The organism is Thioclava sp. F42-5, from assembly GCF_002213195.1.
Taxonomy (GTDB): Bacteria; Pseudomonadota; Alphaproteobacteria; order Rhodobacterales; family Rhodobacteraceae; genus Thioclava; species Thioclava nitratireducens.
The window spans coordinates 350,425-372,299 of the sequence record NZ_NBNZ01000001.1 but is presented as its reverse complement, the minus strand read 5'-3'; the positions used below and the strand labels follow the sequence as shown (position 1 = coordinate 372,299).

The window sequence follows — 21,875 nt, the reverse complement described above, 5'->3', positions numbered from 1 at the left end:
TCAATCTTTCTTCATGCGGCGCGCTTTCTCCGCGCGCAGCTTCGCAAAGAGTTTCGTGGCGAGGCCCGGGCGGTTCACCTGCTCGGAGCGCTCGATCGCGATCGCCTCGGCCGGGACGTCCTTCGAGATTACCGATCCCGAGCCCGTCAGCGCGCCGTCGCCCACCGTCACCGGGGCCACCAACATCGTGTCGGAGCCGATGAAGGCGTTCGCGCCGATAGTCGTGCGATGCTTCATCACCCCGTCGTAATTGCAGGTCACCGTGCCCGCGCCGATATTCGTATGTTCACCGATATCGGCATCGCCCAGATAGGTCAGATGGCCGACTTTCACACCTTCGGCGAGGATCGCGTTCTTCACCTCGACGAAGTTGCCGATGTGCACGTCCTCGGCGAGCTCCGCGCCGGGGCGCAGGCGGGCGAAGGGACCGACGGTGGCGCCACGCGAGATGTGGCAGCCTTCGAGATGGCAGAAGGCCTCGATCACCGCACCGGATTCGATGGTGACATCGGGGCCGAACACGACATTCGGTCCCAGCACGACATCGCGGCTGATATAGGTGTCGAGCGCGAACCAGACGCTGGCGGGCTCCACCATGGTCACGCCGTTTTCCATCGCCTCGGCGCGCATCCGTTCCTGGAAGAGGGCCTCGGCGCGGGCGAGTTCGGCGCGGGTGTTGATGCCCAGCGTCTCGGCTTCATCACAGGTCACGACCTTGGCCGAGAGACCTTTCTTGCGTGCGGCTTCGACGATGTCGGTGAGGTAGTATTCCCCCGAAGCGTTCTCGTTCGACAGCCCCGCGACGAGCTCGGTCAGAAGCACCGCGTCACAGGCGATAACGCCAGAGTTGCAGAGGGATATGGCGCGTTCTTCATCCGTGGCATCCTTGAATTCCACGATCCGGTCCAGCGTGTCGCCTTGCGCCACCAAGCGCCCGTATCGGCCCGGATCGGCGGCCTCGAAGCCCAGCACGGTCACCGCTGCCTCGGACGCCGCGAGCCGCTCCAGCGTCTCGGGGCGGATGAAGGGCGTGTCGCCGTAAAGCACGATTACGCGGCCGTCGAACCCGTCGAGCGCAGGCAGGGCCTGCGCCACCGCATGGCCGGTGCCGAGCTGCTCTTCCTGCAGCACGATCTGTGCCTCGGGATCAATCTTTGCGACGGCTTTCTTCACCTTCTCGGCACCGTGACCTGCGACGACGATCACGGTCTCGGGTTCGAGTGCCCGTCCGGCGGCCAGCGCATGGGCCACAAGCGGCGCGCGGCCCACCTGATGCAGCACCTTCGGCAGGTCGGAGTTCATTCGGGTGCCCTGGCCCGCCGCGAGGGTGATCAATGCAATCGCCATGAGATACCTTTTCTTCTGCTCGGCCCCGTTTTAACCATTGGCTTGCTTGCCGCAAGTGGTGCGTCTTCACGCTTCCTTTCGCGGTGTTACGGAAGGAGCAATGGGCAATGCGCACGGTGGTTTTCGACCTCGACGGGACTTTGGCCGACACCTCCGCCGATCTGATCGCGGCGGCCAACTCCTGCTTCACGGCGCGCGGCCACGCGCCGCTTCTCGATCCCGCGGGCGACGCGCTGATCGCCTTCCACGGTGGCCGCGCGATGCTCAAGGCGGGCTATGGCCGACTGGGCTTGGCGGAGAGCGAGATCGCAGCCTTGGTCGAGGCCGACTATTACCCGCTACTCGCGCATTACGGTGAGAATATCGACCGGCATACGCAGCTTTATCCCGGGGCTGAAGCGGCCGTGAAAACGCTGCGTGATCAGGGTTTTGCCACGGCTGTCTGCACCAACAAGCCCGAAGGTCTCGCACGTGTGCTGCTCGAGCGGCTCGGCGTCACCGGTCTCTTCGATGCGCTGATCGGTGCCGATACGCTGCCGCTGCGCAAACCTTCACCCGACCCATATCTCGCCGCCGTCGAGGGTGCGGGTGGTAAGGTCGAGACCTCTCTGCTGGTGGGCGACACCAATACCGATCGCGAGACCGCTCGTGCCGTCGGTGTGCCCTGCGTTCTCGTGACCTTCGGGCCCGAGGGGCGTGGCATCGAGCGTCTCGCGCCCGAGGCGATGCTCGACCATTTCGACGATCTGCCCGCGCTCGTGGCGCGGATGCTCGGATGAGGGGCGCGGCGGGGCTGTGCCGCCCCGGAAGGCCCCTTCAACAGCCATGACCGCAGCGCCCATCGGTCCTTCGCGCTTTCACGCCACCGCCTTCGTTCTGATCGCGGTGTTTCTCGACATGGTGGGGTTCGGCCTGATCATTCCCGTGCTGCCCTCGCTGATCGCGGATGTGGGCCACGTCGATCTGGCGCAGGCGAGCCGGATCGGGGGCTGGATGTTCGCGGCCTTCAGCCTCGCGCAATTCCTGTTCGCGCCGCTGATGGGCAACCTTTCGGATCGCTTCGGGCGGCGTCCGCTCCTCTTGCTTGCGATCGGCGGACTGGGTGTCGATTACCTGTTTCACGCCTTCGCGCCGACGCTGCTCTGGCTCTTCGTGGGCCGGATCGTCGCTGGCATCTGCGGCGCGTCCTACGTCATCGCGAACGCCTATCTCGCCGATATCACCCCGCCGGCCGAGCGTGCCCGCGCCTTCGGACTGATCGGCGCGGCCTTCGGCTTCGGCTTCATCGCGGGGCCCGCGCTTGGCGGATTTCTGGGCGAGCTTGGCCCGCGCATTCCCTTCTTCGTCGCCGCCGCGCTCTCGGGGCTGAACCTGATCTACGGGCTGATCGTGCTGCCTGAAAGTCTGCCGCAGGGCTTGCGCCGTCCGGTGAACTGGCGCGCCTGCAATCCGCTGGGCACGCTGAAAGTCTTCGCGCGGTATCCGGGCGTGCTGCCTATGGGCACTGCCCTTGGCGTCTATCTGTTCGCCTCGGCGGTCTATCCCGCGATCTGGCCCTATTGGGGGATGGCGAAATTCGGCTGGTCCGAGGGAATGGTGGGGCTGACACTCGCAGGCTATGGGGTCGTCGCGGCGATTTTTCAGGGCGGGCTCGCGGGGCCGCTTGCGTCCCGACTGGGCGAGGCGCGGGTGGCGGCGATCGGGCTCATCGTCGGGATCGGCATGACCATTGCGCTGGGGCTGTCGACCTCGCTGGTGATGGTACTGATCGTCCTCTTGATCACCGGGATCGAGGGGCTGGTGCACCCGATGATCGCCTCGCTGATGTCCAACGCGGTGCCCGAGGATGCGCAGGGCGCGCTGCAGGGTGGCATTTCCGCGCTGATGAACCTCGCGATGCTGGCGGGTACCTTGTTCTTCACCCAAGTGTTCGGGATATTCCTCGCCGAGAACGCCCCGATCCGCACGCCGGACATGGCCTTTTACGTGGCCTCCGTAATCCTGCTGGCGGCGTTGGCGCTGTTCGTGCGTGCAAGAAAGGTCGAGTGATGTCCGAGGTCTTCAACGGCAATTTCACCCAGCAGGAGCCGATCCCGGAGGAGGCGATCGAACGTGCCGTCGAGGTGATGCGCTCGGGACGTCTGCATCGCTACAATACGGTGCCGGGTGAACCGGGCGAGGTGGCGTTGCTGGAGGAGGAATTCGCGGGGCTGACCGGTGCGCCCTATTGCCTTGCGGTGGCCTCGGGCGGCTATGCCTTGGGCTGTGCACTGCGCGCCGTGGGCGTCGGTCCGGGCGATCCGGTGCTGACCAATGCCTTCACGCTTGCGCCCGTGCCCGGCGCCATCGCGGCGGTCGGCGGCAAGCCCGTGCTGGTCGAGGTCACCGACCAATTGACCATCGACCTTGACGATCTGGCGGCGAAAGCCCCGCAGGCACGAGTGCTGATGCTTTCCCATATGCGCGGCCATATCTGCGACATGGATGCGCTGATGGAGATCGCGCGCACCCATGATCTGACGGTGATCGAGGATTGCGCCCATACGATGGGGGCGGCTTGGGGCGGTGTCCCCTCGGGGCGGCATGGCGCGATCGGGTGCTATTCGACCCAGACCTACAAGCACATGAATTCGGGCGAGGGCGGTCTGATCGTAACCGACGACGCGGAACTGGCGGCGCGGATGATCCTGCTGTCGGGCAGCTACATGCTCTATGAGCGGCACCGCGCCGCGCCGCGGCCGGAGGTGTTCGAGGGGCTGAAATACGACACGCCCAATGTCTCGGGCCGAATGGACAATCTGCGCGCCGCGATCCTGCGCCCGCAGCTGCCGACGTTGGCGGATCGGGTGGCGCGCTGGAATGCGCTGTACCGAGAAATCGAGGCCGGGCTTGCCGGGGCAGAGGGTGTGGCGCTGATCGAACGCCCCGAGGCCGAGAGCTATGTCGGCTCGTCCTTCCAGTTCCGCCTGCCGGGGCGCTCCGCCCCCGAGATGCTGGATTTCGTCGCCCGGGCTGCGGCCCGCGGGGTTGAGCTGAAATGGTTCGGCGCGGATGAGCCCGTAGGGTTCACCTCGCGTCATGACAGCTGGCGCTACGCCGAAGCGCAGAACCTGCCGCGCACCGATGCGGTGCTGGCGACGCTGCTTGACCTGCGCCTGCCGCTGACTTTCTCGACGGACGATGCCGCCCAGATCGCCCGCATCCTGCGCGAAGAGGCCGAGGTTTGAAGAGGTGGAGCGCTGACACTCAGCCTGCGCGCGAGATCCAGTCGGCGATCATCAGATCGAGATGCGCGCCACCGCCATTCTTGTAGAGCGTGATCTCCTCGGCGCTTTCCCGCCCGCGTGCGCCGCCGATCAGGTCGTAGAGATCGGCCTTCACCGCCTCGGGCGTGATCACCCCTTCGCGGATCGGGATCAGCAGCTCGCCAATATGGCCCAATGTGGTGTCGCGACTGTCGACGAAGAGGCTCGCCGTCGAGATCAGCGCATCGTCGGCCTCGCGCATATCGGCCTTGTAGGCCCCGATCAGATCGACATGGGTGCCGGGCTTGACCCATTCGCCCTTCAGGACCGGCGCGCGCGCCATCGTGGCGCTGCTGACGATATCGGCCTTGGCCACAGCGTCGGCCAGTTCGCTCACCGCACGCAGCGTGACGCCCTCGGGGGCAGGCCCAGCAGCCAGCTCCTGCGCCTGCTCGGGGCGGCGCGTCCAGAGCGTGATCTCCGTCAGCCCCGGAAAGCCCGCCGCATAGGCCGCGATCAGCGAGCGAGCGACCCGGCCCCCGCCCACGATCAGCAGTCGGCGGCTGTCCGGGCGGGCCAGAAGTTGCGCGCCCAGAACGGAATCGGCAGCCGTCTTGAACTCGGTCACCAGCGGGCAATCGACGATCGCGGTGGGCTGGCCATGCTCGGGCTCGAACACCACCATCGCGCCTTGCACCGTGGGCAGCCCCGCCTGCGCGTTACCATCGCACACGGTGAAGGATTTCACCCCGTAACCCAGCCCCGGAATGTAAGCCGCGCGGCTGAGCAGCACCGCATCCGAGGGTCCGAGAAACGTATCGCCCAACTCCGCCTTCGGGCGCGTATGGCCCGCGCGCAATGCAGCTATCGCGCCGGGCCAGTCGAGCTTTTCCGCGATGTCATAGGGGATGATCTTCGGGCTCATGTCGTCTCCTTCATTGTTTCGGGCGTCACAGAGGCATCAGCCAGCGCGCCGGGGCCGACACCTCGCGCGGGCCGTTGGCGGCACCGGTGATCGCATCGGCCAGAAGCGCGCCGCAGCCCGCCGAAAGCGTCCAGCCCAACTGCCCGTGGCCCGCATTGACCCACAGGTTGTCGTAAGCCTTCACCCGGCCAAGGAAGGGCGGGCCATGCGGGGTCGAGGGCCGCAGCCCGGTCCAGAGAACGGGCGGCGCATCGCTCACCGCATCGCCGAAGCGTGCGGCGACGTAATCGGTCAGCACCTTGGTGCGATCCTCGCGCAGCGTCCGGTCGCGCCCGGCGAATTCGGCGATCGCGGTCACCCGCAACACCCCGCCATAAGACGCCACGGCCAGCATCGCGGCCTCGTCGATATAGGGGTGGCGGGGCAGGCGGCTCTGGTCGCGCACTTCCCATGTCCCAGAATACCCCTTCACCGGGTAGATATCCGGCGCAAAGCCCAGAGGCCGGGCCAGATCGGGCGTCTCTACCCCGGCGGCGAGGATCACTTGCGCCGCAGGCAGCGTCTCGTCGGCGAGGTTGACCCCGGTGATCTTGCCATGGGCATGGCTGAACCCGGTCACCGCGCTGTTGTAGCGAAACTGGACACCGTGCTTGGCGGAAAGCGCTTTGGCGGCGGCGCGGGTCACCTCGTGGCAATTGCCCGCGGCATCCATCGGCGAGAGGAACCCGCCCTCAAAACCCGCCCTGGCGAGCAGCGGATCGTTCTCGGCCAGCCAGTCCGGGTCGATCCGTGTCAACCGCCCGTCGTCATGGGCGTCGATCTCATTCGTCGCATTATAAAGATAGAGTCCGCCCTCGAAGCGGATAAGTGCGTCCAGCTCCAACTCCTGCGCCATCTCGGGCAGGGCGGCGCGCGCGGTCTCGGCCAGCCGCATCATCCGCGCGGTGTTCCGGGCCTGCGCGGCGCCTGTGCAGTTGAGCAGGAAGCGCGTCCCCCAACGCCAAAGCGCCGGATCGAACGGCGCGGTCAGCTTCACACCGGGATTGCGCCCGGCCATCGCGCGCAGCAGCTGCGGCAAGGCATCCGGCCCCGCCCATGCGCTCGAATGGCCGATCGAGACGATCCCGGCATTCGCGCGCGAACACAGCTCCGCGGGGCCGGGCAGGCGGTCGATCACCGTCACCGGCAGCCCGCGCCGCGCCAGCGCCCATGCGGTCATCATGCCGACGATGCCCGCTCCGATCACGATATGACGTGGCTGCCCCATCTCCGCTCCCGTGTTTCCATGTCCCAAGCCTCTTTGTGGCGGCAATCGCCGCGCCTTACCAGCCCCTGCGCCGCGGGTTCGTGCCGCTACGTCGTTTGCCCGGGGCCGGGGCCACGGCTCTTGACCCGACTCGACAATTGCGCATAAATGAACGTGCGTTCAATAAACCGGGGGAGGAGATCCGATGTTCGCAGGTTCGATGGAGTTCGATCTGGGCGAGGATATCGCCGCACTGCGCGATATGGTGCGCCGTTGGGCGTCCGAGCGCGTGGCCCCGATCGCGGCCAAAACTGATCTGGACAATGAGTTTCCGAACGAGCTTTGGACCGAGATGGGCGAGCTTGGCCTGCTCGGGATCACCGTGTCTGAAGAATTCGGCGGGGCCGGGATGGGCTATCTCGCTCATGTCGTGGCCACCGAGGAAATCGCGCGGGCCTCGGCCTCGATCGCGCTCAGCTACGGCGCGCATTCCAATCTCTGCGTGAACCAGATCAAGCTGAACGGTTCGGACGAGCAGAAGAAGAAATATCTGCCCGGACTGATCTCGGGACAGTCGGTCGGCGCGCTCGCGATGTCGGAATCCGGCGCGGGCTCGGACGTGGTGGGCATGAAGCTAAAGGCCGAGAAGCGCAACGGCTATTACGTCCTGAATGGCCATAAATACTGGATCACCAACGGGCCCGATGCCGACACGCTCGTGGTCTATGCCAAGACCGACCCGGAAGCTGGCTCCAAGGGCATCACCGCCTTCATCGTCGAGAAGGATTTCAAGGGCTTCTCCACCTCCAAGCATTTTGACAAGCTCGGCATGCGCGGCTCGAACACGGCACAGCTGTTCTTCGAGGATTGCGAGGTGCCCTTCGAGAATGTGCTGGGCGAAGAGGGGCGTGGGGTGCGCGTTCTGATGTCGGGTCTCGATTACGAGCGCGTGGTGCTTTCCGGCATCGGCACCGGCATCATGATGGCCTGCCTCGACGAGGTCGTGCCCTATTGCAAGGAGCGCGAGCAGTTCGGCCAGCCGATCGGGAATTTCCAGCTCATGCAGGGCAAGATCGCCGATATGTATGTCGCGATGAACACCGCGCGCGCCTATACCTACGAGGTCGCGAAAGCCTGTGATCGCGGCGCCGTGACCCGTCAGGATGCTGCGGCGACCGTGCTTTACGCCTCCGAGCAGGCGATGGTGCAGGCGCATCAGGCGGTGCAAGCGCTTGGCGGCGCCGGGTTCCTCAACGACTCCAACGTCTCGCGCCTGTTCCGGGACGCGAAGTTGATGGAGATCGGCGCGGGCACCTCGGAAATCCGCCGGATGCTCATCGGTCGCGAGATCATGGGAGCCGCGTGATGCGCGCCGGCGCTCTCCTCCTGATCGGGCTTGCGGCGCCTTTGGCGGCGCAGGCCCAAGGGGCAGGGGCGGATTTCGATCCGGCCGCTTTGGAGAGCTGCCTTTCGGGCGCTGACGACCCTGCGTCCTGCATCGGCAAAGCGGCGGAGCAATGCATCGGTGACGCTGCGAGCGTCCAGGACCGCCGCGCCTGCTATGACGCCGAGCGCGCCCTCTGGTCCGACCGGGCGGCGACGGCCCTCGACAGCTTGCGGCGGGCGGCAGCGGCCAGCGACGCGGCGAAGATCGCGGCGGGCAAGTCTCCGTCCGGATTGCAAGGCGCGCAGCTGGGCGAGGCGGAAGCTGCCTGGGCGCGCTACCGCGATGGCGCCTGCGCCTATGGGGCCGCGCTGCAGAGCGAGGGCGCAGAGGCGGAGGAGGCAGGCTGCCTGATGCGCAAGACCGCCGAACATGCGCTCGAATTGCAGAGTTGGGCCGGGCTGCTGGCTGGCGAGGCGCGCCCATGACACGGACACTCCGCCTTCACGGGCGCTCTGAGAAAAGGAAACGCGCGATGAAATTGGCATGGTTGCTGGGCGGCCTGATGCTCGCGTCCCCCGCCTTGGCGCAGGAACCGAGCGTTGACCCGAACGCGGTGCGCGCCTGTTTTGACGGGGCGAAGGACACCCATCCCGCCTGTATCGGCGAGGCGGCTGCAGCCTGTCAGGATGAGCCGGGCGGCGATACGACTCTGGGTATTTCGGCGTGTCTTCAGGGCGAGGCGCAGGTCTGGGACGATATCGCGAAGTCGCAATACAAGGCGGCGCGCGCCCGTCTGCTGGAGCAGGGGGGCACCGACCTCGCCAACATGCTTCTCGATGCGCAAAGCGCGTGGGGGCAGTATCGCGACGCCGATTGCGGGCTGCTCTACGAGATTTGGAAGGACGGCACGATCCGCACGGTCGTGGCGTCGCAATGCTACCTCGAGCGTACGGCGCAACGCGCGCTGGAACTGCGCGATTTGGGGAGGATGGAATGAAACTGGTATCGCAGGCCCTGACCTCGTCGGAGGACTTTCAGGCCAATCGCAAGGCGCATCTCGACGCGCTGTCGCAGATCGAAGCGGCCGCCGCACAGGCGGCGGCAGGCGGTGGTCCCGCCGCGCTGGAACGGCACCTGTCGCGCGGCAAGATGGCGCCGCGCGAACGGGTGGCGGGGCTCTTGGATCCCGGCTCGCCGTTTCTGGAAATCGGCGCGACGGCGGCGCATGACATGTATGGCAACGCGGCTCCCTGTGCGGGCGTGATCGCCGGGATCGGCCGGGTGCAGGGCCAGGAAGTCATGGTGGTCGCCAACGACGCCACCGTGAAGGGCGGCACCTATTACCCGCTGACGGTGAAGAAGCACCTGCGCGCACAGGAGATAGCCGAGGAAAACCATCTCCCCTGCATCTACCTCGTCGACTCGGGCGGCGCGAACCTGCCCAATCAGGACGAGGTCTTCCCCGATCGCGACCATTTCGGGCGCATCTTCTACAATCAGGCGCGGATGTCGGCGAAGGGCATCGCCCAGATCGCGGTGGTGATGGGGTCCTGCACGGCAGGTGGTGCCTATGTGCCCGCGATGTCTGATGTGACGATCATCGTGAAAGAGCAGGGCACGATCTTCCTCGCCGGGCCGCCTCTGGTGAAAGCGGCGACGGGGGAGGTGGTCACCGCCGAAGACCTCGGCGGCGGCGATGTGCATACGCGGCTCTCGGGCGTGGCCGATTATCTGGCCGAAGACGACGCCCATGCGCTGGCGCTGGCGCGCCGCGCGGTCGGCAATCTCAACTACACGAAACCTTCGACGGTGAATTGGCAATCGCCCGAGGAGCCTGCCTACGATCCCGAGGAAATCCTCGGCGTGGTCCCGGCAGACCTGCGCACCCCCTATGATATCCGCGAAGTCATCGCGCGCCTCGTGGACGGATCGCGCTTCGACGAGTTCAAACCGCGCTTCGGCGAGACGATCGTCACCGGCTTCGCTCATGTCAAAGGCTGCCCCGTCGGCATCGTCGCGAATAACGGCGTGCTGTTCTCGGAAGCCGCCCAGAAGGCTGCGCATTTCATCGAACTCTGCTCGCAACGCTCGATCCCGCTGGTCTTCCTGCAAAACATCACCGGCTTCATGGTCGGGCGGAAATATGAAAACGAAGGCATCGCGCGTCACGGCGCGAAGATGGTCACCGCCGTCGCCACCACCTCGGTGCCGAAAATCACCATGCTGGTCGGCGGCTCCTTCGGGGCGGGCAATTACGGTATGGCGGGGCGCGCCTATTCCCCGCGCTTCCTCTGGACCTGGCCCAACTCGCGAATCTCCGTGATGGGCGGCGAACAGGCGGCGGGCGTGCTCGCCACCGTCAAACGCGACGGGATCGAGCGCAAGGGTGGCCAGTGGTCGGCCGAAGAAGAGGCCGAGTTCAAGCGCCCCACCATCGAGATGTTCGAGCGCCAGTCGCACCCGCTCTACGCCTCGGCGCGGCTTTGGGACGACGGCATCATCGACCCGCGCAAATCGCGCGACGTGCTGGCGCTCTCGCTCTCCGCCGCGCTGAACGCCCCGATCGAGCCGACCCGCTTCGGCCTGTTCCGGATGTAACTTTCATGCCTCCGGCGGGGATATTTGGACCAAGGCGAAACGCAAATCTTCGACTTGGCCGAAATATCCCGGGGGGCTCCGCAGGAGCGGGGGCAGCGCCCCCTCCGACGCTCTCAAAGGGGAGACCGACATGTTTTCCAAGATCCTGATCGCCAATCGCGGGGAGATCGCCTGTCGCGTGATCGAGACTGCACGCAAACTGGGCGTGGCGACCGTAGCCGTCTATTCCGAGGCCGACAGCGAGGCGCGCCATGTGGCGATGGCCGATGAGGCGGTGGCCATTGGCGGCCCCGCGCCCAAAGACAGCTATCTGCGCGGTGATGCGATCATCGAGGCCGCCAAACAGACCGGCGCGCAGGCGATCCATCCGGGCTACGGGTTCCTCTCGGAGAACCCAGATTTCGTCGACGCCGTCGAGGCGGCGGGGCTGGTTTTCATCGGCCCCTCGGCCAAGGCGATCCGCGCGATGGGGCTCAAGGACGCGGCCAAGGCGCTGATGGAAAAGGCGGGCGTGCCTGTCGTGCCGGGCTATCACGGCGACAATCAGGACCCCGAGCATCTCGCGGGCGCGGCTGACACGATCGGCTACCCGGTGCTGATCAAGGCGGTCGCGGGCGGCGGCGGCAAGGGGATGCGGCTGGTCGAGGCGCCGTCCGACTTCGCGGATGCACTGGCTTCCGCGCAGGGAGAGGCGCAGACCGCCTTCGGCAACCCCGCCGTGCTGATCGAGAAATTCATCGGCTCGCCGCGCCATATCGAGGTGCAGGTATTCGGCGATGGTGATAAAGCGGTGCATCTGTTCGAGCGCGACTGCTCGCTCCAGCGCCGCCACCAGAAGGTGATCGAGGAAGCCCCCGCGCCGGGCATGACGCCCGAGATGCGCGAGGCGATGGGGCAGGCGGCGACGCGCGCCGCCGAGGCCATCGGCTACAAGGGTGCGGGCACGGTGGAGTTCATCGTGGACGGCTCGGACGGTCTGCGCCCGGATCGGTTCTGGTTCATGGAGATGAACACTCGTCTGCAGGTCGAGCATCCCGTGACCGAGGCGATCACCGGCGTCGATCTGGTCGAATGGCAATTGCGAGTGGCCTCGGGCGAGCCGCTGCCCTGCGCGCAAGGCGATCTGACGATCACCGGCCATGCGTTCGAGGCGCGTCTTTATGCCGAAGACGTGCCTGCAGGCTTCCTGCCCGCGACGGGGACGCTATCGCATCTGCGTTTCGCCGATGGATGTCGCGCTGATACCGGGGTGCGTACGGGCGACACGATCAGCCCGTGGTACGACCCGATGATCGCGAAGGTCATCACCCACGGGCCGACGCGGGCGACCGCGCTGGGGCAACTCGCGCGAGCGCTGGAAGAGACGGAAGTCGCGGGCACGGTGACGAACCTCGCCTTCCTCGCGCGGCTCGCGCGGCACGAGGGTTTCGCTCGGGGCGAGGTCGATACCGGCCTGATCGGGCGCGAGATCGACGCGCTCGCCGCGCCGACCGAGACGCCGGTTGCCGCGAAGGCGCTGGCCGTGATCGCCGCTGCCGGGCTTTGGGACGGCGAGGCGAGCGGCTTCAGCCTCTGGCAGTCGCCGCGCCGCGCCGTGCCTTTCGAGGAAGAGGCCGCGATCCGAGTGCACGGGCCGGGCCAAGTCACGGTCGAGCTGGGCGAGGAGGCCCATGCGTGCGAGCTGGCCGAGGATGGCTGGCGGGTGAACGGCGCTAAGACCGGCGCGCGGATGGCGCAGTCGGACGGGACGATCACGATCTTCCTGCATGGTGCGCATCGTTTCGACATTCCTGATCCGCTGGCGCGCGGCGCGGATGCCGACGCCTCCGATCTGACGCTGGCGCCGATGCCGGGGCTGGTGAAGGCGGTCTTCGTCTCTGCCGGCGACACCGTGGCGGCGGGCGACCGGCTCGCCATCATGGAAGCGATGAAGATGGAACACACGATGCGCGCAGCCCGCGACGGTGTCGTGGCCGAGGTTCTGGTCGCCGAAGGCGCACAGGTCGAAGCGGGCGCCGCGCTGATCCGGCTGGAGGACGAGGCATGATCCGACTGCATCACATCCCCGGCGCGCGTTCGATGCGGGTGCTGTGGCTGCTGGAAGAGATGGGGCTCGACTACGAGCTTCAGACATGGTCGCTCACGGATGGTTCGCTGCGCAGTCCCGAGTTTCGCGAACTCTCGCCTGCGGGGCGCATCCCGGCGCTGGAGGTCGACGGGCGCTCGATCTTCGAGAGCGGCGCGATCGTCGAATACCTTACCGAGACGCGGCCCGAGGCAGGGCTTGCGCCGGTCACGGGCGAACCCACTCGCGCGGATTTCCTCGAATGGGTGCATTTCGCGGAGACGCAGGGCAACATCCTGCAAAGCCTTAACATTCAACACATCTTCCTGCGCCCGCCCGAGGCGCGCTCGCCCGCGATGATGGCGCTCGAGACGAAGCGGCTTGGCGTCACGATGAAGGCGCTGGAGGCGCATCTGGTCGGGCGCGATTGGATGATCGGGACGTTCTCGGCGGCCGATTGCATGATGGGGTTCAATATCGACGCGATGTTCCGCTTCGTGCCGCGCGAGGGCTTCCCGAACATCTCCGCCTATCGCGACCGGATCGAGGCGCGGCCTGCCTATCAGCGCGCGGTAGAGAAGGGCGGTGCGAGCATGTATGCGCAGGATTTCTACGAGCTGCCCCCGATGGAGCAAACCCATGACTGAGAGTGTCGAAATCTTCGAGATGGCCCCGCGTGACGGGCTGCAGAACGAAAAGCGCCAGATCGCGCTTTCCGACAAGATCGCGCTGGTCGATTGCCTGAGCCGGGCCGGGTTCCGTCGGATCGAAGTAGGGTCTTTCGTCAGCCCGAAATGGGTGCCGCAAATGGCCGACTCGGCAGAGGTCTTCGCCGGGATCGCGCGCCGACCGGGCGTTTCCTACGCCGCGCTGACGCCGAACATGAAAGGTTATGAGGCAGCGAAAGCGGCCAGGGCCGATGAGGTGGCGATCTTCGCCTCTGCCTCCGAGGGCTTCTCGCGCGCGAACCTCAATTGTTCGATCAGTGAAAGTCTGGAGCGGTTCTTGCCGATCATGGAGGCCGCAAAAGCCGATAATGTGAAAGTCCGTGGCTACATCTCCGTCGTCACCGATTGTCCCTTCGACGGAAAGACGCCGCCGGAGAATGTCGCCCGCGTCGCAGCGCAGCTGCGCGACATGGGCTGCTACGAGATCAGCCTCGGCGACACGATCGGGCAGGGCACACCCGAGAGCGTGACGGCCATGCTGCGCGCGGTGCTGAACGAAGTTCCGGCGGAAAAGCTCGCCGGGCATTTTCACGACACTTCCGGGCGGGCGCTGGAGAATATCGAAGCCTCGCTGGAGATGGGCCTGCGGGTGTTCGATGCCTGCGTCGGCGGTTTGGGCGGATGCCCCTATGCGCCCGGCGCGGCGGGCAATGTCGCGACGGAGGCGGTGCAGGCGCGAGTCGGGGCTTTAGGCTACGAGACCGGGCTGGATTCGGCCGTTCTGGCTGAGGCCGCCGCAATGGCTAAGAAAATGAAAGGGCAGGGCGATGTTTGACACGATCAAGACCGAGACCGATCCGCGTGGCATCGCGCGGCTCACGCTGGCGCGTTCGGAGAAGCATAACGCGCTCTCCGAGCAGATGATGGAAGAGATCACCGCGGCCATCGGCCAGCTTGGCACCGATGACGCCGTGCGCGTGGTGATCCTCGCCGCTGAAGGCCGCAGCTTTTGCGCGGGCGGGGATCTGAAATGGATGCAGAGTCAGATCGCGGCGGGCGCGAAAGAGCGCGCGGCGGCAGCGCGCAAGCTCGCGGGGATGCTGCAGGCGCTCAACACGTGCCCGAAACCGGTGATCGGCGCGGTGCAGGGCAATGCGTTCGGCGGCGGGATCGGCATGATGTCGGTCTGTGACGTGGCCATCGGCGTCGAGGGTGCGAAATTCGGCCTGACCGAGACGCGGTTGGGTCTGACGCCCGCGACGATCTCTCCTTACGTGGTCGCGCGCATGGGCGAGGCGCGGGCGCGCCGCGTTTTCATGTCCGCGCGACTCTTCGAGGCCGCCGAGGCGCGTGATCTGGGGTTGCTGGCCAAGGTTGTCCTGCCCGAGATGCTGGAGCGGGCCGTGATGGCCGAGGCCGAGCCCTATCTCGCCTGCGCACCGGGCGCGGTGGGCGAGGCCAAGGCCTTGGTCCGGTCGCTGGGGCCGCGGATCGACGAGAGCGTGATCGACATGACGATCGAGGCGCTGGTGACTCGCTGGGAATCCGCCGAGTCGGATGAAGGAATCACCGCGTTTTTCGAGAAGCGCGATCCGGCGTGGAAAGCTTAAGGCGGCCTTAAGAAGCGCCCCACCACGCGCAAGGCAAATATTCCGAAAATTCAAACTCTGATTAAGTTTGTCAAAAGACTGCGTCGCGACAAAAGCGGCGCAGTCCAACGCGGGCAGGCTTTGAGCCGCTCTGCAAGCTCGCAGATTTCGCATACCTTCGTATGCAAAAAGCACCCGCGGCCCGCATTTGCATGATTTTCCGGCCTGCTCTCGGTTGACCCCAATGGGGCGCAAGGCTATTGCTCGCCTAGCCAGAACCTGCGCGACAAGTCGTCGCGATGTTAGGGAGCCAAGCCCATGCATGACATGCTGCGCGAATATCTTCCCATCCTCATCTTTCTCGCCATGGCGATCGTGTTGGGCCTTGTGCTCATGCTCGCAGCGGCGGTGGTGGCGGTCCGCAATCCCGACCCCGAGAAGGTGTCGGCCTATGAATGCGGTTTCAACGCCTTCGACGATGCCCGGATGAAGTTCGACGTTCGTTTCTATCTCGTTTCCATCCTCTTCATCATCTTCGACCTCGAAGTGGCCTTCCTGTTCCCTTGGGCGGTGGCCTTCGGCCAGATTTCCATGGTCGGTTTCTGGTCAATGATGGTCTTCCTCGCGGTTCTCACCGTAGGATTCGCATATGAGTGGAAGAAAGGGGCGCTGGAATGGGCGTGATGACCTCTGCCAATACCGCAGGTGCGGATCGCGAAGTTGCGACGCAGACGCTGAACAAGGAGCTGCAGGACAAAGGCTTCCTGCTGACCTCAACGGAAGACATCATCAACTGGGCGCGCAACGGCTCGCTGCATTGGATGACCTTCGGCCTTGCCTGCTGCGCCGTCGAAATGATGCAGGTCTCGATGCCGCGCTACGACCTCGAGCGGTTCGGCACCGCGCCGCGCGCCTCGCCGCGCCAGTCCGACCTGATGATCGTCGCCGGCACCCTAACCAACAAGATGGCGCCCGCTCTGCGCAAGGTCTACGACCAGATGCCCGAGCCGCGCTACGTGATCTCGATGGGCTCCTGCGCGAATGGCGGTGGGTATTATCACTACAGCTATTCGGTGGTGCGCGGCTGCGATCGCGTCGTGCCGGTCGATATCTACGTTCCGGGCTGCCCGCCCACGGCGGAGGCGCTGCTTTACGGCATCCTTCAGCTGCAACGCAAAATCCGCCGCACCGGCACGCTGGTGCGCTGAGGAGAGCGAGAGATGGACGATACTGCCCTTCGCGAACTGGCCGGCCATATCGAGCTGAAGCGCCCCGATGACGTGGTCTCGACCGAGATCGCCTTCGACGAGCTGACGGTTACGATCACCACCCAGTCGGTTCCCGCCTTCACCGAGTTCCTGCGCGACGATCCGAATTGCCGCTTCACGAACCTCGTAGACATCACGGCTATCGACTGGCCCGAGCGTCCGCAGCGTTTCGATGTCGTCTGGCATTACCTTTCGATGTATCGCAACCAGCGCATCCGTGTGAAAACGGCGATCCGCGAAGAGGACATGGTGCCCTCGATCACCCAGCTGCACCCCTGTGCCGATTGGTTCGAGCGCGAGGTCTTCGACATGTTCGGTATCCTGTTCTCGGGCCACCCGGACCTGCGCCGTCTGCTGACCGATTACGGGTTCCGCGGCCATCCGCTGCGCAAGGATTTCCCGACGACGGGCTATGTCGAAGTTCGTTACGACGAAGTGCTCAAGCGCGTCGTCTATGAGCCGGTGAAACTGACGCAGGAATACCGGCAGTTCGATTTCCTCTCGCCATGGGAAGGGGCCAAATACATCCTTCCCGGTGACGAGAAGGGCGAGGAGGCGAAATGATGGACGGCGATATCCGCAACAATGTCTATGATGACGGCTCGAAGGACACGCTGACCGACGAGCAGCGCATCCGCAACTTCAACATCAACTTCGGTCCCCAACACCCGGCCGCCCACGGTGTGCTGCGCATGGTGCTGGAGCTGGACGGCGAGGTGGTGGAACGCGCCGACCCGCATATCGGCTTGCTGCACCGTGGCACCGAGAAGCTGATGGAAAGCCGCACCTACCTGCAGAACCTGCCTTACTTCAACCGGCTCGACTACGTTGCGCCGATGAACCAGGAACATGCGTGGTGCTTGGCGATCGAGAAGCTGACCGGCGTGGAAGTGCCGCGTCGCGGCTCGCTGATCCGCGTGCTCTATTCCGAAATCGGGCGCATCCTGAACCACCTGCTGAACGTTACGACGCAGGCGATGGATGTCGGCGCGCTGACGCCGCCGCTCTGGGGCTTCGAAGAGCGGGAGAAGCTGATGGTCTTCTACGAGCGGGCATGCGGCGCGCGTCTGCACTCGGCCTATTTCCGGCCCGGCGGCGTGCACCAGGATCTGCCGCCGAAGCTGCTCGACGATATCGAGGAATGGGCGCATCACTTCCCGAAAGTGCTCGACGACATCGAAGGGCTGCTGACCGAGAACCGCATCTTCAAGCAGCGCAACGTCGATATCTGCGTCATCTCCGAGGAAGAAATCCAGCAATGGGGCTATTCCGGCGTGATGGTGCGCGGCTCCGGCCTTGCATGGGATCTGCGTCGTGCGCAGCCCTACGAATGCTATGACGAGTTCGACTTCCAGATTCCGATCGGCAAGAACGGCGACTGCTACGACCGCTACCTCTGCCGGATGGCCGAGATGCGCGAGTCGACCAAGATTGTCCTGCAGGCGATCGAGAAACTGCGGATGCCGGAAAATCAGGGCGACGTGCTTGCCCGCGGCAAGGTGACGCCGCCGAAGCGGTCGGAGATGAAGCGTTCGATGGAAGCGCTGATCCACCACTTCAAGCTTTATACCGAAGGCTTCCACGTCCCCGCGGGCGAGGTTTATGCCGCCGTCGAAGCGCCGAAGGGCGAGTTCGGCGTCTATCTGGTGGCCGACGGCACGAACAAGCCGTATCGCGCGAAGATCCGCGCTCCGGGTTACCTGCATCTGCAATCCATGGATCACGTCGCTAAGGGGCACATGCTCGCCGACGTGTCTGCAATCATCGGCACGATGGATATCGTGTTCGGGGAGGTTGACCGCTAATGCTTCGCCGTCTTTACCCGGAACAACCCGATAGTTTCGAGTTCACGCCCGAGAACCTCGCATGGGCCAAGGCCCAGATGACCAAGTTCCCGGTCGGCCGTCAGGCCTCGGCGATCATCCCGCTGCTGTTCCGCGCGCAGGAACAGGAAGGCTGGCTGAGCCGTCCGGCAATCGAATACGTGGCCGAGATGCTCGACATGCCCTATATGCGGGCGCTCGAGGTCGCGACCTTCTACTTCATGTTCCAGCTGGCCCCGGTCGGCTCGGTCGCACACCTGCAGATTTGCGGCACCACGTCGTGCATGATCTGCGGCGCGGAAGACCTGATGAAGGTCTGCAAGGAGAAGATCGCCCCCGAGCCGTTCCAGCTCTCGGAAGACGGCAAGTTCTCGTGGGAAGAGGTCGAATGCCTCGGCGCCTGCGCGAACGCCCCGATGATGCAGGTCGGCAAGGATTACTACGAAGATCTGACCGAGGAGAGCCTCGCGAAGCTGATCGACGAGATGGGCAACGGCACCGTGCCGAAGCCCGGCTCGCAGACCGGTCGCTTCTCGTCGGAGCCCGCGTCGGGTCTGACCGCGCTCACCGAGACCAAGGGTGACAAGGAAGACTACAACTATTCCGTCGCCCGTGCGCTCGCGATCGGCGACACCATCAAGCGCATCGACGGCACCGAGGTGCCGCTGGAAGCGCCGTGGCAAAGCTCCGGCCAGCGCGGTCCGATCGGCACGATGGGGCAGGAGCGTCCGCGCTCCGCCGCGCAACAGGACGAGGCCCGCAAGGCGGCCAAGAAGACCGAGGCCAAGCCTGCCAAGGGCACGCCCGCGGACAAGACCGGCGTGACCGAGGCCGAGGCGCCCGCCACCTCGAAGTCCGTTCCGCGCTCGAAGCGCGAGCCCGTGGGCACCGAAGCCGATGCGAAGGCCGACACCGCCGTGTCCGAGGGTGAACAGCCCAAGCTTCTCGATGCGCCGCGCGACGGCGGGGCAGATGATCTGAAGATGATCAAGGGCGTCGGGCCGAAGCTGGAGACGCTCTTGCATTCGATGGGCATCTATCACTTCGACCAGATCGCGGCCTGGTCCGATGCGGAACTCGCATGGGTCGACGCAAATCTCGAAGGGTTCAAGGGTCGCGCGAGCCGCGACGACTGGAAAGGTCAGGCAGAGAAACTGGCCAGCGGGGCAGAGACCGAATTCTCGTCCCGCGCAAAGAAAGATGGCATTTACGAGTAAGCGCAACAGGGTAGAGACCGCCGTTAGGCGGCGTGAATGGAGAGACGGGAATGGGTGATCAGACACAGGGGTGCCGCGGCAAGGCAGGTATCTGGGCAGGTATTACGGGGATCGTGGTCACCGTTTTCCTGATGGTTGTGGCGCATGAGCCCTTCTTCGTGGCGCTCTTCCTTGGCCTGATGACCTTCCTGCTGTTCGGGGCCTTCCTGATCTGGGCGTTCTGCTCCGAGCATGGGGTTCAAGGCGAGGCGGACGGCACCGGGGCCTCGGACGAGGGCTCCGAGATCCCCGAAAGCCCCGTTGAGAGCTTCAACGCGTCGTCTCCCGAAGGCGTTGCCGCACAGGCGCAGGCGGCGGCGGCGTCTCCGACGCCCGTAGCCGAGCGCGAGGTGGAGCGCGCCGACGCGGTCGCGCCGAAAGACGAGGCGGCCACGCCCGAGGCCGACAGGCCCGAGCCCGGCCCGACAACCAAGCCCGCGACGGACGAAGCCGAGGCGGAAGAGCCGAAAGCTGAGCCTGCAGCGGAAGAGGCTGCGGCAGAGGCCGAAGCTGAGCCGAAAGCGGACGCGCCGGAGCCCGAGAGCGAGGATGCGACCCCGCTCTCCGCGATGTCGGCGCAGGTCGCGGACACGTCCTCTGCCGGTGCCGGGGGCCAACCCGAGGCCGCCGAAGGCGCCGGCAAGAAGCCGCGCGGGCTCAAGCAGCCGCGCAAGGCTGGGGCCGACGATCTCAAGAAGATCGAAGGCGTCGGGCCGAAGCTTGAAGAGACGCTGAACGGCTGGGGCATTTACCATTTCGACCAAATCGCGAAATGGGGCCCCGAAGAGATTGCCTATGCGGACCAGAACGTGCCGCGTTTCAAGGGCCGCTGCACCCGCGACAAGTGGGTCAGCCAGGCGAAAATCATCGTCGAGGAAGGCATGGATGCGTTCCTCGAACGGGCGAAGACGAACGATTACTGAGCGGGGGTGAATGAGCCAGATCGACGAGCACGACAGGGCGTTGGGGCGTAGGGCCGCCCTTATCATCGCCGTCGCCACGATCCTCTGGCTCCTCCTGCAATGGATCGGAAGACAACAGGGCTGGTCGGCGCAGGTCGCGCTGATCGGCGATCTCGCGGCAATAGCCGCCTATATCTACGCGCTGGCACTCGTCTGGCGCATCTGGCGCCGGAAAGCCGGCAAGTGAGGGAAGCGATATGCTGAAGGATCAAGACCGGATCTTCACCAATCTCTACGGGATGCATGACCGCTCTCTGCAGGGCGCGAAGATGCGCGGGCATTGGGACGGCACTGGCGAGATCCTGTCGAAAGGCAAGGATTGGATCATCGAGCAAGTGAAGGCCTCCGGCCTGCGCGGGCGCGGTGGGGCAGGCTTCCCGACAGGTCTCAAGTGGTCCTTCATGCCGAAGGAAAGCGACGGGCGTCCCGCCTTCCTCGCGATCAATGCCGACGAATCCGAGCCCGCGACCTGCAAGGACCGCGAAATCATGCGCCACGATCCGCATACGCTGGTCGAAGGCGCGCTGATCGCCGGTTTCGCGATGGGCGCCGCGGCGGCGTATATCTACATCCGCGGCGAATATGTGCGCGAGAAAGAGGCGCTGCAGCGCGCGATCGACGAAGCCTATGAAGACGGGCTGATCGGCAAGAACGCCTGCGGCTCCGGCTATGATTACGACGTCTACCTGTCGCACGGCGCGGGCGCTTATATCTGCGGCGAGGAAACGGCGCTGCTGGAGTCCCTCGAAGGCAAGAAAGGTATGCCCCGGATGAAGCCGCCTTTCCCGGCAGGCGCGGGCCTCTACGGTTGCCCGACCACGGTGAACAACGTGGAATCCATCGCCGTTGTCCCGACCATCCTGCGTCGCGGCGCGGAGTGGTATGCCTCCTTCGGTCGTCCGAACAACACCGGCGTGAAGCTGTTTGCGATGTCGGGCCACGTCAACACGCCCTGCGTCATCGAAGAGACCATGTCGATCTCGATGAAGGAACTGATCGAGAAGCATGGCGGCGGCGTCCGTGGCGGCTGGAAGAACCTCAAGGCGGTGATCCCGGGCGGCGCATCCTGCCCGATCCTGCCCGCCGAGCAATGCGAAGACGCGATCATGGACTATGACGGCATGCGCGAGCTGAAATCCAGCTTCGGCACCGCCTGCATGATCGTCATGGATCAGAACACCGACGTGATCAAAGCGGTCTGGCGCCTGTCCAAGTTCTTCAAGCACGAGAGCTGCGGCCAGTGTACGCCCTGCCGCGAAGGCACCGGCTGGATGATGCGCGTGATGGACCGTCTGGTGCGCGGCGAAGCCGAGATCGAAGAGATCGACATGCTGTTCGATGTGACGAAACAGGTCGAAGGCCACACGATCTGCGCGCTCGGCGACGCGGCCGCCTGGCCGATCCAGGGCCTGATCCGTCACTTCCGCGAAGAGATCGAAGACCGCATCAAGGCCCGCAAGACGGGCCGCATGGGCGCGATGGCTGCGGAGTGAGTA

General features: G+C 65.3%; 22 protein-coding genes. 19 read left to right on the top strand and 3 right to left on the bottom strand.

Annotated elements, in window-relative coordinates; genetic code table 11:
- A complete protein-coding gene (gene glmU / locus B6V74_RS01730; protein ID WP_075774457.1) occupies positions 1-1,347 on the bottom strand; it encodes a bifunctional UDP-N-acetylglucosamine diphosphorylase/glucosamine-1-phosphate N-acetyltransferase GlmU in 1,347 nt (448 codons plus the stop codon).
- A gap of 107 nt (positions 1,348-1,454) precedes the next feature.
- On the opposite strand from glmU, the gene B6V74_RS01725 reads away from it, so the two are divergent.
- Genes B6V74_RS01725 through B6V74_RS01715 form a run of 3 tightly spaced genes read left to right on the top strand, consistent with a single transcriptional unit; the run spans position 1,455 to position 4,574 of the window.
- Positions 1,455-2,126, top strand: coding sequence for an HAD-IA family hydrolase (locus tag B6V74_RS01725; RefSeq protein ID WP_088721792.1), 672 nt, complete (start codon positions 1,455-1,457; stop codon positions 2,124-2,126).
- A 46-nt stretch (positions 2,127-2,172) separates the two neighbouring features.
- Positions 2,173-3,396 carry a TCR/Tet family MFS transporter gene (locus B6V74_RS01720; RefSeq protein ID WP_088721791.1) on the top strand — a complete coding sequence of 408 codons (1,224 nt, stop codon included), beginning with the start codon at positions 2,173-2,175 and terminating at the stop codon, positions 3,394-3,396.
- Positions 3,396-4,574: an aminotransferase class I/II-fold pyridoxal phosphate-dependent enzyme gene (locus tag B6V74_RS01715; protein WP_088721790.1), complete on the top strand. Its 1,179-nt coding sequence runs from the start codon at positions 3,396-3,398 to the stop codon at positions 4,572-4,574. The genes B6V74_RS01720 and B6V74_RS01715 overlap by 1 nt, the downstream gene beginning before the upstream one ends.
- Positions 4,575-4,593: 19 nt before the next feature.
- Here the strand turns inward: B6V74_RS01715 and B6V74_RS01710 are convergent, their stop codons facing one another.
- Together B6V74_RS01710 and B6V74_RS01705 are read right to left on the bottom strand one after the other, a co-directional pair.
- Positions 4,594-5,517 (bottom strand): ornithine cyclodeaminase, encoded by a 924-nt coding sequence (locus B6V74_RS01710; protein ID WP_088721789.1) that lies wholly within the window; start codon positions 5,515-5,517, stop codon positions 4,594-4,596.
- 25 nt (positions 5,518-5,542) lie between these two features.
- Positions 5,543-6,784 carry an FAD-dependent oxidoreductase gene (locus B6V74_RS01705; protein WP_088721788.1) on the bottom strand — a complete coding sequence of 414 codons (1,242 nt, stop codon included), beginning with the start codon at positions 6,782-6,784 and terminating at the stop codon, positions 5,543-5,545.
- 184 nt (positions 6,785-6,968) lie between these two features.
- On the opposite strand from B6V74_RS01705, the gene B6V74_RS01700 reads away from it, so the two are divergent.
- The 16 genes from B6V74_RS01700 (at position 6,969) to nuoF (ending at position 21,872) form a co-directional block, all read left to right on the top strand.
- Complete coding sequence (locus tag B6V74_RS01700) at positions 6,969-8,129, top strand: isovaleryl-CoA dehydrogenase (RefSeq protein ID WP_088718909.1); 1,161 nt, start codon at positions 6,969-6,971, stop codon at positions 8,127-8,129.
- Positions 8,129-8,635 carry a lysozyme inhibitor LprI family protein gene (locus B6V74_RS01695; RefSeq protein WP_088721787.1) on the top strand — a complete coding sequence of 169 codons (507 nt, stop codon included), beginning with the start codon at positions 8,129-8,131 and terminating at the stop codon, positions 8,633-8,635. Before B6V74_RS01700 ends, B6V74_RS01695 begins: the two co-directional genes overlap by 1 nt.
- A gap of 47 nt (positions 8,636-8,682) precedes the next feature.
- A complete protein-coding gene (locus B6V74_RS01690; protein ID WP_158275119.1) occupies positions 8,683-9,147 on the top strand; it encodes a lysozyme inhibitor LprI family protein in 465 nt (154 codons plus the stop codon).
- Positions 9,144-10,748, top strand: a complete 1,605-nt coding sequence (locus B6V74_RS01685) for a carboxyl transferase domain-containing protein (RefSeq protein ID WP_088721786.1) — start codon at positions 9,144-9,146, stop codon at positions 10,746-10,748. Before B6V74_RS01690 ends, B6V74_RS01685 begins: the two co-directional genes overlap by 4 nt.
- Positions 10,749-10,878: 130 nt before the next feature.
- A complete protein-coding gene (locus B6V74_RS01680) occupies positions 10,879-12,795 on the top strand; it encodes an acetyl/propionyl/methylcrotonyl-CoA carboxylase subunit alpha (protein ID WP_088721785.1) in 1,917 nt (638 codons plus the stop codon).
- Positions 12,792-13,460 carry a glutathione S-transferase family protein gene (locus B6V74_RS01675; protein ID WP_088721784.1) on the top strand — a complete coding sequence of 223 codons (669 nt, stop codon included), beginning with the start codon at positions 12,792-12,794 and terminating at the stop codon, positions 13,458-13,460. Before B6V74_RS01680 ends, B6V74_RS01675 begins: the two co-directional genes overlap by 4 nt.
- Positions 13,453-14,316, top strand: a complete 864-nt coding sequence (locus B6V74_RS01670) for a hydroxymethylglutaryl-CoA lyase (protein ID WP_088721783.1) — start codon at positions 13,453-13,455, stop codon at positions 14,314-14,316. The genes B6V74_RS01675 and B6V74_RS01670 overlap by 8 nt, the downstream gene beginning before the upstream one ends.
- Positions 14,309-15,091, top strand: coding sequence for a crotonase/enoyl-CoA hydratase family protein (locus tag B6V74_RS01665; protein WP_088721782.1), 783 nt, complete (start codon positions 14,309-14,311; stop codon positions 15,089-15,091). The genes B6V74_RS01670 and B6V74_RS01665 overlap by 8 nt, the downstream gene beginning before the upstream one ends.
- Before the next feature lie 297 nt (positions 15,092-15,388).
- Positions 15,389-15,754, top strand: a complete 366-nt coding sequence (locus tag B6V74_RS01660) for an NADH-quinone oxidoreductase subunit A (RefSeq protein ID WP_075774471.1) — start codon at positions 15,389-15,391, stop codon at positions 15,752-15,754.
- Complete coding sequence (locus tag B6V74_RS01655) at positions 15,754-16,278, top strand: NADH-quinone oxidoreductase subunit B (protein ID WP_075774728.1); 525 nt, start codon at positions 15,754-15,756, stop codon at positions 16,276-16,278. Before B6V74_RS01660 ends, B6V74_RS01655 begins: the two co-directional genes overlap by 1 nt.
- A gap of 12 nt (positions 16,279-16,290) precedes the next feature.
- On the top strand, positions 16,291-16,902 hold the full coding sequence (locus B6V74_RS01650) for an NADH-quinone oxidoreductase subunit C (protein WP_088721781.1): 612 nt from the start codon (positions 16,291-16,293) through the stop codon (positions 16,900-16,902).
- Positions 16,899-18,143 carry an NADH-quinone oxidoreductase subunit D gene (locus B6V74_RS01645; protein ID WP_075774473.1) on the top strand — a complete coding sequence of 415 codons (1,245 nt, stop codon included), beginning with the start codon at positions 16,899-16,901 and terminating at the stop codon, positions 18,141-18,143. Before B6V74_RS01650 ends, B6V74_RS01645 begins: the two co-directional genes overlap by 4 nt.
- Complete coding sequence (locus B6V74_RS01640; protein WP_088718902.1) at positions 18,143-19,378, top strand: NADH-quinone oxidoreductase subunit E; 1,236 nt, start codon at positions 18,143-18,145, stop codon at positions 19,376-19,378. Before B6V74_RS01645 ends, B6V74_RS01640 begins: the two co-directional genes overlap by 1 nt.
- A 50-nt stretch (positions 19,379-19,428) precedes the next feature.
- A complete protein-coding gene (locus B6V74_RS01635) occupies positions 19,429-20,340 on the top strand; it encodes a hypothetical protein (RefSeq protein ID WP_088718901.1) in 912 nt (303 codons plus the stop codon).
- 10 nt (positions 20,341-20,350) lie between these two features.
- Positions 20,351-20,566, top strand: coding sequence for a DUF5337 family protein (locus tag B6V74_RS01630; RefSeq protein ID WP_088721780.1), 216 nt, complete (start codon positions 20,351-20,353; stop codon positions 20,564-20,566).
- A gap of 10 nt (positions 20,567-20,576) precedes the next feature.
- Positions 20,577-21,872: an NADH-quinone oxidoreductase subunit NuoF gene (gene nuoF / locus B6V74_RS01625; RefSeq protein ID WP_075774477.1), complete on the top strand. Its 1,296-nt coding sequence runs from the start codon at positions 20,577-20,579 to the stop codon at positions 21,870-21,872.
- Positions 21,873-21,875 lie beyond the last annotated feature (3 nt).

Coding starts and splice junctions, on each gene's coding strand:
- glmU (WP_075774457.1), bottom strand. CDS start 1,347: ATGGCGATTGCATTGATCACCCTCGCGGCGGGCCAGGGCACCCGAATG.
- B6V74_RS01725 (WP_088721792.1), top strand. CDS start 1,455: ATGCGCACGGTGGTTTTCGACCTCGACGGGACTTTGGCCGACACCTCC.
- B6V74_RS01720 (WP_088721791.1), top strand. CDS start 2,173: ATGACCGCAGCGCCCATCGGTCCTTCGCGCTTTCACGCCACCGCCTTC.
- B6V74_RS01715 (WP_088721790.1), top strand. CDS start 3,396: ATGTCCGAGGTCTTCAACGGCAATTTCACCCAGCAGGAGCCGATCCCG.
- B6V74_RS01710 (WP_088721789.1), bottom strand. CDS start 5,517: ATGAGCCCGAAGATCATCCCCTATGACATCGCGGAAAAGCTCGACTGG.
- B6V74_RS01705 (WP_088721788.1), bottom strand. CDS start 6,784: ATGGGGCAGCCACGTCATATCGTGATCGGAGCGGGCATCGTCGGCATG.
- B6V74_RS01700 (WP_088718909.1), top strand. CDS start 6,969: ATGTTCGCAGGTTCGATGGAGTTCGATCTGGGCGAGGATATCGCCGCA.
- B6V74_RS01695 (WP_088721787.1), top strand. CDS start 8,129: ATGCGCGCCGGCGCTCTCCTCCTGATCGGGCTTGCGGCGCCTTTGGCG.
- B6V74_RS01690 (WP_158275119.1), top strand. CDS start 8,683: ATGAAATTGGCATGGTTGCTGGGCGGCCTGATGCTCGCGTCCCCCGCC.
- B6V74_RS01685 (WP_088721786.1), top strand. CDS start 9,144: ATGAAACTGGTATCGCAGGCCCTGACCTCGTCGGAGGACTTTCAGGCC.
- B6V74_RS01680 (WP_088721785.1), top strand. CDS start 10,879: ATGTTTTCCAAGATCCTGATCGCCAATCGCGGGGAGATCGCCTGTCGC.
- B6V74_RS01675 (WP_088721784.1), top strand. CDS start 12,792: ATGATCCGACTGCATCACATCCCCGGCGCGCGTTCGATGCGGGTGCTG.
- B6V74_RS01670 (WP_088721783.1), top strand. CDS start 13,453: ATGACTGAGAGTGTCGAAATCTTCGAGATGGCCCCGCGTGACGGGCTG.
- B6V74_RS01665 (WP_088721782.1), top strand. CDS start 14,309: ATGTTTGACACGATCAAGACCGAGACCGATCCGCGTGGCATCGCGCGG.
- B6V74_RS01660 (WP_075774471.1), top strand. CDS start 15,389: ATGCATGACATGCTGCGCGAATATCTTCCCATCCTCATCTTTCTCGCC.
- B6V74_RS01655 (WP_075774728.1), top strand. CDS start 15,754: ATGACCTCTGCCAATACCGCAGGTGCGGATCGCGAAGTTGCGACGCAG.
- B6V74_RS01650 (WP_088721781.1), top strand. CDS start 16,291: ATGGACGATACTGCCCTTCGCGAACTGGCCGGCCATATCGAGCTGAAG.
- B6V74_RS01645 (WP_075774473.1), top strand. CDS start 16,899: ATGATGGACGGCGATATCCGCAACAATGTCTATGATGACGGCTCGAAG.
- B6V74_RS01640 (WP_088718902.1), top strand. CDS start 18,143: ATGCTTCGCCGTCTTTACCCGGAACAACCCGATAGTTTCGAGTTCACG.
- B6V74_RS01635 (WP_088718901.1), top strand. CDS start 19,429: ATGGGTGATCAGACACAGGGGTGCCGCGGCAAGGCAGGTATCTGGGCA.
- B6V74_RS01630 (WP_088721780.1), top strand. CDS start 20,351: ATGAGCCAGATCGACGAGCACGACAGGGCGTTGGGGCGTAGGGCCGCC.
- nuoF (WP_075774477.1), top strand. CDS start 20,577: ATGCTGAAGGATCAAGACCGGATCTTCACCAATCTCTACGGGATGCAT.